We start from the raw sequence: 10,090 nt of genomic DNA on the forward strand, positions 1-10,090 counted from the left end.
ATCGGCGATGAAGCTTCACGCGGTGAATTGAGGCTGAATTATGGCCGGTAGACGTGTTTTCCCCGTCATTCTCACCTATGGCACGGGAAAACATCACATTTTCTGCCACGAGATTATAACCACTTCTCCATAGGTGCTCCCGCCGATCCAGGCCTCGAAGCCCGGGCACTGCACGGCAAGCGGAGCAAGGTTGAAGGTTGAATTGGCGCCATTCTGCTCCACGCCCCCGGTGTTATAGGAGATGACGGAGCCGTTCACTTCGAGGTGGGCATTGGTTTTTATCGTGCCATGGGCATAGACAAGGCCGTTTATTATGGTGTTGTTGCGGTTGTATATCTTGGCGCCTCCCACGGTGCCGCTGCCCGCCCAGTTTGAGTTGGTTCCGCCATCGACGGCTATAAGGTTCACGTTATCAGTGCCCGCGCCCCCCGTGCTGAAGTTCAGCTTCCCCGGCTTGCCGTAGCTCCCCACCACTATGGTGCCCTTCCCCGTGAGGGAGGTGATCTGTATCCCGCCTATTCCCTCGGGGTCGCCGCTGCTGTTGGGGAAATAGACTACTTCGCCGTCATAGTTGAATGTGAGGCTGCCGCTGTAGTTGTTTGTCGTGATAGTCCTGCAGGATGCAAGGAGCTCCGTCATATCGGGGTTGGGAAGGCTTTCCCTTCCCGGGATCGACGTCGGTGCAAGAGAGCCGTCGTTTATGAAAGCGAGGGTGTCGTCGGTGCTGTCGGGGTTGCCGAGATAGTCCCATCCGTCAACTTTTGTCGGGGCGGTAATGCCTGCCCTGGCCCTCACGTCATTCAACGCGTTGGGAGTTCCGTCAGGATTGCTGTGCACCCACTTGCCGCTGCTGCCATGGGGCGTGCCGTTGTCTATCTGCCCCGTCACAAGGACTCTTCCCTCGCCGTTATAAGGTTTCACGCTGAGCACCGCGTTGTTGGTAATCGACCCGCTTGTTTTTATGTTTCCTGTGATGGTGGTATTCGCGTTGAATGCCACGTCTCCCGCCGTGGCGATGGCATAATCAAAGGCTCCGCCCTGGTTCACCTTCACCACGATGGCCACCTGCTGCTGCGCCACCTTGTTCTGCCAGTTCCCCGTCCCCAGGAAGTGTATCTGCCCGGGCTTCACTATGGTGCCGTTGGGCGCTGTCATGTCCTGCTGCGTTTCGTTCCTTGTCACCTGCACATAGTAAGAGGCTCCGTTAAAAAGGTTTACCGGCGAGGCGGCGCTCCCTATGCCGCTATCCCATCCCGACTGGCCTTTCTTGTAGTTGAGGAGCGCATTGCTGAGCCCTGCCTCGGCGGCATAGAAAGCCATTGTCCTGTACTTCTCCGTGGTGGTGAAGTTAAGGTTGACAATCGCCCGGGACCCGATGGCAAAAACGATGACCGTCATGATGACCAGCACCAGAAGAGTCACCACCAATGAGAGCCCTCTCTGCCTTTTCCTGTTGCCTTTCATCGCAGTGCCCCTCCTTTATCATATCCCTTTCTTTCTCCACTATATCATAAGCACAGAAAATTATATGTAAAATACAGTACAATCCCTCATTTCTATTATCGGTGAATCCGCCTGTAATTTCAATATATCAACAGGTCTAAAAAAGGAGTACCTCTGAACGGGGGAGCCTCAGGCACTTACCTCACTTCTATTGACAGGCCGGGGGCATAGCGCTATCATTATACTGAAAGAACATGAAGGAGGTCTCATGAGGCTGTCGCTTTTACTTTTTTTCTTAATCATTCTTCTTGGCGTAACAGCTTTTATGCCTGCCGCGGCTCACGCCCAGACGGCACCGGCGCCGGAAAGCAAGGTGCGGCTTGTCATCGTGGAAATAAGCTACTCCACAGACCCGGACGGTATAAGAGTATCGGCGGAAGTGACCAACAATGGCTCTGAAACGGCGAAAAATGTCATGGCGAAGTGCGTGCTCCTCACCGACGACGGGAAGCTCTACAACACGAGCCAGCAGAAACTTGGCGCCATGAAGCCCGGGGAGAAGGTATATCCCCTGTTCTTCATTCCCGGCGCGGGAGGCTTGAAGCGCGTGCTCTCCGTGGAGGAGAGCAATGAGTAAGATATTTCGGTTTCGTAATTATTCAGGCCGTGCCAGACTGATTTGCCCGTAACCAAAGAAAAAACGCCATAGGATAACTCATCCTGCCCGTCTTTACGAATTTTTAATCAGTGTGATATTATTTTATATATATGAAGGCTTGTGCCTCAGGTGTTTTCAGGCCTCGTTCCCGGGCGGGAGGGCTGTTTTATAATTTAATTAAGAATATCAGGCAGGTGGATTTATGGGATTCCGTGTGGAAGCGCCCGGCGGGAAAAAGGGGAAAGACGGCCTCCCTGTGCTGGTGCTCCCTGAAGAAACGGTGCTCAGGGAAAATACAAGGCGAAGTACCTCACCGTGGGCGGGATGTACATAGCCTACAAGGCTGAATATCTAGGTAAGGCATACTTCATCAAGGAGGTGAGACCGGCGATCCCCGCAGAATGGTCTCCCTCTCCCAGGAAAAGCTCATACTTGAACAGTTGAACCACTCCGGCATCATCAAGGACACTCAGGGCCGCCTTCGTCTCGTGGATTTCGGCATCGCGAGAATTTACAAGACGAACAAGCCTGAAGATACGGAGCCCATGGGATCGGCGCTTACTGCGTCTCCCGAGCACTTCGGAGGGAGACAGACTGACGAGCGCTCCGATATTTATACTCTTGGCGCGACGCTTCATTATCTGGCGACAAACGGCAATAGCTTTTCCGGGCAGCTCTTTGAGTTTGAGTCTCCCAGGGCCATCAATCCAAAGCTCTCGGAGTCTTTCGACAAAATACTGATGAAATGCCTCGATCAGGAGCCCGAAAAGCGGTATCAGTCAATAGCTGAGCTCAGGGCCGCCCTTGGTGGCCCCAGGGGAGAAAAAGCCGCCGAAAAGGAGGCGGAAGCTCCCGCAGGGCCTCCCAAGACTCATTCAGCAGCGCCTTCACTTCCCGGCGGGCCTGTTCCCCGGGCTACGGGAAAGCCGCGGGCCGTAATCCCGGGTGATAATAATCCCCTGGCAGTCGTGCCTGCACCCCCCGCCTCACAGCCCGAGTCCGTGAAAAAGAAAAGCATGGAAGAGGTGCTTGCCCAGATATTCGGCCAGAAGCCTTCAGGCATCAGGCAAATTGACTCAATTCCCGCGCGGCAGCTCTATCAGTATACTAATGACAGGAATTATGAGATTAAAATCCCCAGGGACTATTTACTTGTCAAGCCCCCCCTCACTCTCTACAGGGATTCGGAGAAGGTATTCGCAAAAATCGATCCTGAGGGGGAGCGGTCCTCCCTCCGGTTACTGATAGTCATGGTGGAAGCCAACATCAGTCTTACCACCCAGGACATTGATCCTGATGATAATGTAGTGATATGGCATGAAGTGGCCAGGGCCGTTGAGAAGATCATGACCACCAACCCGCGGATGAAGGTGGACAGCCTGGTGGAAAGAACAAGAATTCAAAAGGCCAGATACATCAAATACAACAGAGGGTTTGAGTACGGTTTCAATATGAAGGTCACAGGACTATCTCTTGACGGGGCATACCTGCAATGTGAAAATATCACTTATATCGTAAACGACAGAGAGACTTTTTATGTGCTTGTCACGGTGGCCCCTGCAGAACACTACAGGGAGCACCAGAGAGAATTCCAGGATTTTTTTGAAAAGAATCTTCAATTTTAGCTCTGTGACAATACCTGCGAGGAACGGCCTTCCGGTGAATCCAACGGTAATTTCAACATATCACCAGTCTAAAAAGGAGGCGCCTTGTAAAGACGCCTCCTTTTCCATGGCTATTGACGTGACATGCTATGCCGTGGGACGGGGCGGCACGGTGTAGGTCTTTGCTACCCCGTCTTTTTCGGTATAAATGGTGCCTCCCTGGCCCTTGGTAAGGTCCGCGTAGGCTGCTGCCTCATGATACTCGCCTGTTGACTTATTGCACCATTTGGCTTCTCCACAGGCATCAAGATTACCCGTGGCGGCATCATAGGCGAACTGCCCGCCGGCGCCACCATAGATGTTGGCGCTGTCAACGCCGACGTAGCCCTTGCCTGCCGCGCCGCTCTGGTTAGCACCGATGGAGCCCTGGGCTGAGATTGCATTGCCATTGGCGCTTACACCATAAAATTTCCCCGCTGCCGCCGCGCCGTTCGGGCCTACCGCTGCTGCCCCGCCTCCGGCAAAGCTGCCGCCGTTGGGCCCTGTTCCCTGCGCTACGCCGCCCTTGGCGCCAGCGGTACCGCTGCTGTTGATTCCCGCGAAGCCCGCGTATGTTCCCGACCCGCCGTAAGCCCCCGTGTAGGATGTTGCCGGTTGAATGTGAAGGTCTGCCATTTTCTGTTCCTCCTTAAATTTGATTGTCTGAGAGCATTATACCAGGCAGCACTTACAGACCTCTCACAGATTTCTTACAGAGCAGTTACAGGGGTGAATAAAATAAAAACTATTCAAGCATAAAGAGCGCACAAATATGAAATACCTCAGCGACAGAGACACTTGCTTGCGCCATTGCCGTCGGATGACTTCTATCATATGGTTTTTGATATTTGTGACAGAAACGTAACAAAGATTCAGGGATAGAACGGCACCGTAAGGATCCTGCGCAGCCCCGTCTGAGGCGCCTTGAAAGTCGGTGAGGGGGGAAATCCCTTGACCTCAGTATCCCTGGGTATACTGGAAGTGCATCCAGTCGTTGGGCAGGTTGAAGAAGCCATAGCGCTGGAATACCTCCGCGAGCTGCCGCTGGTCTTCCGTTCTCCGGGACTGGCCGTAACCGTTGGAGGCGGCGTTCACGTCAAAGGCAACGCCCCACGAGTGGGTGCTCAGGTTCTGTCCGCTCGTCATCTCACGGTAATTGTAGGCGCCGTCGAAGGATTTTATAAGATCCGACATGCCCCTGTCCTTGATCTCCTGGAAGGCAGCCTTCATCCTCTCGGCTATCTTGCTGTGGCATGTCACGTCAATCTCTTTGCCGCCGGGGCCTGCAGGCATCTTCGTGGTGCACTGACCGGTGCCGGCCTCGCCGAAGACCTTCGATATCTGGCTGTAGCCCTTCGGAACTTCAAGGGGAGGAAGGCTCTGGGAGGGATCGACTTTCTTCATGGCAGCTTCCGTTGAGGCATCCCTCGCTTCTTCGGGGCTTTTCCCCTCTGCGATGGCCTTATTGTATGCCTCCTTCTCCAGGGCCTCGAGCCCTGCCCGCTCCTCCTCCTTCATCCTGCTTCTGGAGTCGTTGACAAACTTCTCGTTTTTTATCCGGGCTAATTCCTTGTCGGCTGCGGCACCGGAAGCCCGCTCCTTCTCCTCGTCGCCTGCCCCGGACAGGGCCGCTTTCTGTGATGCTTTGTCCATGGAAGTGCGGACTCTTTCCCGCGAGGGCTCATCGAGCTTATCCACCGCCTCATTCCTCTTGTGGTTCTCCTCGATCTCCTTTGCCCTGGCAAGAGCCGCCTCTTTCCCTGCCTTTTTCGCCTCGTAATCGCCCTTGCCTTCAGCCTTCGCCTTCCTGAAGGCTTCGTCGGCCTTTCCGTGGAAAGATGCCTTCTCCTTGTCACTCATGCCTTCAAGCTGCTGCTTCATGGCGCTCCCGCCCTCGACGGAGCGCTGAAGATCCTGCAGGGCGGAATTTTCATTTCTGAGGGAGCGCGTGCTCTGCCGCGCAGCCTCTTCGGCTTTCTGCATAGCCTTCTTCTCGTCGCCGCCCTGTTCAAGCGATGCCTTGTATGCGTCATGGGCCGCCTGGTTCACAAAACCGCGTTCCTGTTCGTTGAGTTTCTGCATGTCCTGGCCGACAGCGCGGGATTTATCGAGCTTTTCCACGATTTTCCCGCGGTCCAGCGCTTCCTTTTCCACCTGGAGGTTATCCTTCCCCTGGGACGCGGCAGCAGTGTAAGCCTTGTCCATTTCAGCCTTCAAGGCTTTCTGCTTCTCCTCGGGAAGCTTTGCCATGGCCTCTTCGAGCTCTTTCCCCTGCCCTATGGTGCGGAGCTGCCCGTCAGCGGCCCTGTCGCCGGCTTTCTTGAGCTCACCGGCCGACGGGTCACCCTCAACCTTCTTTGCCATCTCGGCCCTGGCCCTTGCCGTATCGACTTTCTGCCGCTCTTCGGGGGTCAGGCGCTCCATTGCGTCGGCCCTCTGCCTGTCGCCCTTGATTTCCTTTGCCTTCTCGAGGCCCGCTTCTTTTGCCGTTTTCAGGGCGCTGTAATCGGCGCTTCCTTCTTCCTTCGCTTTTGTGTAGGCCTGGTATGCAGCCTGGCCGGCATGCTCCTTCTCATCATCGCCAAGCCCTTCAACACTCTTCCTGTATTCGCCGCTCCCCTCAAGAGAGCGGTTTATCTTGTTTCTCTGTTCCTTTTCTTCCTTGCTCATCTCGGAGGTGTTTTTCCTGCTGCCGGAGTCTCCATTGACGGCCTCTGCGGCCGCGCCTGTACCGGTCTTTCCTGTTGCTGCGCTCCCGCTTTCTGCCTGCCCGCCGTTCCTGTAGTTTTCCGCAAAGGCCTTAAGAGCATCGGACGATGATGTGGACTGGGCTGCGCCGTTCTGCACTTCCTTCGTTTCACGCGAGAACTCCGTCTTATCGGCCTGCCTTGACTCCTGCTGCGCCGGAGTATCTATTTCACGAGTCCCGGAAGGAGAAGAAACGCCCTGCACTTCCTTTGACGGGGCAGAATCCCTGGTCCCGCTGGTCTCTGAAGCGCCGCCCCCACTGATTCCCCCGGTATTCGGGTAATATCCCTGGGAGGTGTCGGGGCTGCTTCCCCTTGACCCTATGCTGTCAACGCTCTCCACATAATCGTTCTCTTCGCTCACGGTGCCTCCAGGCTCTCAGCTTCATAGAGCGCGGCAAATGCCGGATAATTCGCATATAATATAATTATCAATCATCAGCAGCTATCTATAAAGCCTTTCCATGTAAACTTATTGTTGCCTATGTTAAAGTTCTGTTGAGATAATGTTAAAGATCGGGTGAGCCCGATAAAGGGGGTGCACTCCCATAAAGATGCAGATGCGCAGGAAGGGCATATTTTCATGTATTCTTCAGCCACTTGAAGGGGCTCTCCGGTGGAATCCGGAGCAGCCTGCGGAATTCATGGCGAGAGCATCGGGCGCAAGTCGGCCGATCCTTTTGCCACTGTCTGAGCCCAAAAGGGCGAGTTGTGGCAAAAGAGGCCGGCGAGCCCAGATGCACTCCAGGAATGGAGCCAAGCTGTGGAGGATCCACCGGAGGACCATTGCATACTGTTGCATGAAAATTGGGGTGAGCCCGATAAAGATCCCTCAGAAAATTAATAATATGCCGTGATACCGAGATAGGCTGACGAGTTCTAAAAAATTTACAAATTTTTCACATGGAATCCCTTTTTTTCATATTTATTTCATAGCGATCAGTGATACTACTCTCAAAGGATTATTATCCGCATATCCGGGTATATTTTGAATTCAGCCAGGAGGCTTCTATGGATGGAATAAGAAATAGCTCGTCACAGGAAACTTACTCTGCTCAGAGCACCGCCCGCGCAGGCTCTCCTTCTTCAAGGGCCGCAGTGGACACAAAGCCCGATGAAATCAAAGATCCCCCATCGTCCAGACCGCAGGATCTTCAACATCTTTCCCGTGAGGCGGAAAAAGGAGAAGCGAGAAAAGAGAGAGACTCCCGCCCGCTCTCCCCTTTTCAATCAGCCTGGAGTAGCGCCGTGCAGGGGAAAAGGGACGATAATAAGGGCGCGAGACAATCGGCAGGTGCTCCCCCCGCGAGGGAGGCACCGGTAAGAGGAGACCAGGAGACCGTTCAGTCGGCAGCAAAGGATTCTCCGCAGGAGCGCCAGCAGGCAGGCGCAATGACGCCGCAGCAGCAGATGGGTCAGCAGATGTCCCAGATGACAGGGTTCATGAATTCAATGACGCAGGCAATGTCAGGCATGCTCACCATGATGACCCAGATGAACAAGCTTCAGAACGGCATGAACTCCAGCGGGAGCCAGGCGAACAACACCACTACCAATAATTCCCAGAATACCACTCCTCCTTCCGGGAGCGGCCAGGCAGCCCAGCAGATGCAGCAGATGATGCAGACGATGCAGCAGATGACACAGAGCATGCAGCAGATGATGCAGATGATGCAGAAGATGAACGGCGGAGCCACCCCGCAGCCGCCTCCGAACAATAACGTCAGCCCTTCTCCATTACCCCCGAACAACAATGTTGCTCCTTCTCCAACGCCCCCGAACAACACCATAAATCCCTCTCCCTCGCCGGTGAACAATAACCCGAAGCCTCTTCCCTACAAGGACGGCGACAAAATCAAAATCCCCGGCACGGAGGGAGCCTTCAAGGAGTTCCGCATAGGCGTCATCGGCAATCCTGACAACATCAAAAACATTTACTTTGTAAACCATGGCGACGGGAACTCGGACTACTTCAATTCCACCAAAAGCGACAGGCAGGCAATGGCCGGCAAGCTCCCTCCGGGAACGGGGGCCATAGTGGCCTACCCCATAAGCCCTACCACCCAGCAGGGGACCTTTGCCGGCGGGAAAAACGGAGAGGCCGTCATCAATGCCTTCCGCCACCTTGAAAAGCTCACCGGCAATAATGACGTGAAATTTGAGCAGTTCAGCCTCTCAGGGGGAGGAAGGGTGAACAACTCCCTCATGGAGACCATCAACCAGAAGTACGGCTCAGATCCCAACGTGAAGGAGTTCGTTGATAACCACCTGAGGGGCATTCATGACGGCGACTCCCTCTGCCGTGACATCCCCCAGATGAAGAAGAACTTCAAGGAGGCCATGAAAAACTTCCCCCAGGTGCGCTTCTCCTTCATCCACAATACGTCGGGGAAGATGGGCTACGTCCAGGGCCATCAGAACGAGCTGGCAAGCTACGCGAAAAACGGCTACCGTGATATCACCAATGGGCAGGGCAAAGTGACGCCTGACAAGGTTTATAATTACGGGGGATCAACGGACCTGGAAAACGGGAGGCTGAGGTTCTGGTCGGCGCCTACCCACTGGAAATCATGGGCCGGGCAGTTTGAAAAGGTGTTCTTCGGCTAGAAGCCCTCGAGGCTTTATGGCGTCTTCTTGCGGAGCTTCTTCGCAAGCGAATTCGCCGCCCGGTTGATGAGCTCATCAGCCTTTCTGACTGCCGGGTTATTCTCCATGGCATCAAAAGCCTTATAGGTGCCTTTGCGCAGGGCGCGCCTGAGCCTGCCCCTTTTTTTGCGCCGGGTCTTCCCCGGGTGAGACGCTGATTCCCTGACCTTGAGCTTTTCAGGAACAGCTTTATTGACTTTATCCCAGCTGCTGTTCACAAATGAGCGGAACGCGGGAACATAGCCATAAAGGGATCCCGCCGCAGCAAGGGCGGTCTTTGCCACAATGGCGGCCGTAACCCCGCCAGGCAGCATACCGCCGATGACTATGCCCGCAACGGCAAGCCCCTTGGCGATTCCCAGAAGGCCCTCGGTCTCCTGTTTCCTGTTACCCCTGCGCATTCCCCTCACCAGGTTGTATATCCCTTTGCCGCCGTCTATGAGCACGGGAACGGGCGCCAGAGAAGCCGCGGCACAGGAAGCGATGAGAGTCCCCGTGGAGACAAGCTCGGCGCCAAGGTTCAAGGGAGTCACCTGCTCTATGGCCTCCTTCACGTAAGAGCCTGAGTCCCTGTTTATCTTCCGGTAGATGGGATCGAAACGGCTCCTGAGGTAGACCATGGAGGGCTTGAACAGGGAGAAATCCAGGCTCTCTTCCCCAAGGCTCAAGGTATCTTTTGCGGGAAGCTGCGCGCCATTGTGCCCAGTCTTGGCAGGCGTTTCCGCCTGACCTGCTCCGGAAGGCATTTCCGCCTTCCCACGAACGGTCGCCGGAATTGAAGCACCGCTCTTTATCTCCATCAATCCTCCCCGGGGAGTGTGATCCCGGTTGCTCGTCATGAATAACTACATTATAGCACAGGAGGCTCAGGAGATCCAGTTCCCCGGTGCTCTCACCGCTGAGACCCCTGCACAATGAAATGCAATCTGTCAGCTTTGCTCCAAGCGCCTACT

The 10,090-nt window shown here is 54.8% G+C and carries 8 protein-coding genes; 4 read left to right on the top strand and 4 right to left on the bottom strand.

Annotated elements, in window-relative coordinates; translation table 11 throughout:
- Positions 1–93 precede the first annotated feature (93 nt).
- Positions 94–1,464 carry a hypothetical protein gene (locus tag RDV48_27335; protein MDQ7826546.1) on the bottom strand — a complete coding sequence of 457 codons (1,371 nt, stop codon included), beginning with the start codon at positions 1,462–1,464 and terminating at the stop codon, positions 94–96.
- A 247-nt stretch (positions 1,465–1,711) separates the two neighbouring features.
- On the opposite strand from RDV48_27335, the gene RDV48_27340 reads away from it, so the two are divergent.
- The 3 genes from RDV48_27340 (at position 1,712) to RDV48_27350 (ending at position 3,726) form a co-directional block, all read left to right on the top strand.
- Positions 1,712–2,080, top strand: a complete 369-nt coding sequence (locus tag RDV48_27340) for a hypothetical protein (protein ID MDQ7826547.1) — start codon at positions 1,712–1,714, stop codon at positions 2,078–2,080.
- A 223-nt stretch (positions 2,081–2,303) separates the two neighbouring features.
- Positions 2,304–2,435, top strand: coding sequence for a hypothetical protein (locus RDV48_27345; protein ID MDQ7826548.1), 132 nt, complete (start codon positions 2,304–2,306; stop codon positions 2,433–2,435).
- Between the two features lie 67 nt (positions 2,436–2,502).
- Entirely contained in the window at positions 2,503–3,726 is a 1,224-nt protein-coding gene (locus RDV48_27350; GenBank protein MDQ7826549.1) for a hypothetical protein, read from the top strand.
- Between the two features lie 126 nt (positions 3,727–3,852).
- Here the strand turns inward: RDV48_27350 and RDV48_27355 are convergent, their stop codons facing one another.
- The gene (locus RDV48_27355) at positions 3,853–4,380 is read right to left on the bottom strand and encodes a hypothetical protein (GenBank protein MDQ7826550.1); all 528 of its coding nucleotides are present in this window, start codon (positions 4,378–4,380) and stop codon (positions 3,853–3,855) included.
- 321 nt (positions 4,381–4,701) lie between these two features.
- Positions 4,702–6,855: a M15 family metallopeptidase gene (locus RDV48_27360; protein MDQ7826551.1), complete on the bottom strand. Its 2,154-nt coding sequence runs from the start codon at positions 6,853–6,855 to the stop codon at positions 4,702–4,704.
- 647 nt (positions 6,856–7,502) lie between these two features.
- Here RDV48_27360 and RDV48_27365 point away from each other — a divergent pair.
- The gene (locus tag RDV48_27365) at positions 7,503–9,098 is read left to right on the top strand and encodes a hypothetical protein (GenBank protein MDQ7826552.1); all 1,596 of its coding nucleotides are present in this window, start codon (positions 7,503–7,505) and stop codon (positions 9,096–9,098) included.
- A gap of 14 nt (positions 9,099–9,112) precedes the next feature.
- On the opposite strand, the gene RDV48_27370 is transcribed toward RDV48_27365, so the two are convergent.
- Positions 9,113–9,937 (bottom strand): hypothetical protein, encoded by an 825-nt coding sequence (locus RDV48_27370; GenBank protein ID MDQ7826553.1) that lies wholly within the window; start codon positions 9,935–9,937, stop codon positions 9,113–9,115.
- Between the last annotated feature and the right edge of the window lie 153 nt (positions 9,938–10,090).

The sequence above is a fragment of the Candidatus Eremiobacterota bacterium genome, from assembly GCA_031082125.1.
Classification (GTDB): domain Bacteria; phylum Vulcanimicrobiota; class CADAWZ01; order CADAWZ01; family Ess09-12; genus Ess09-12.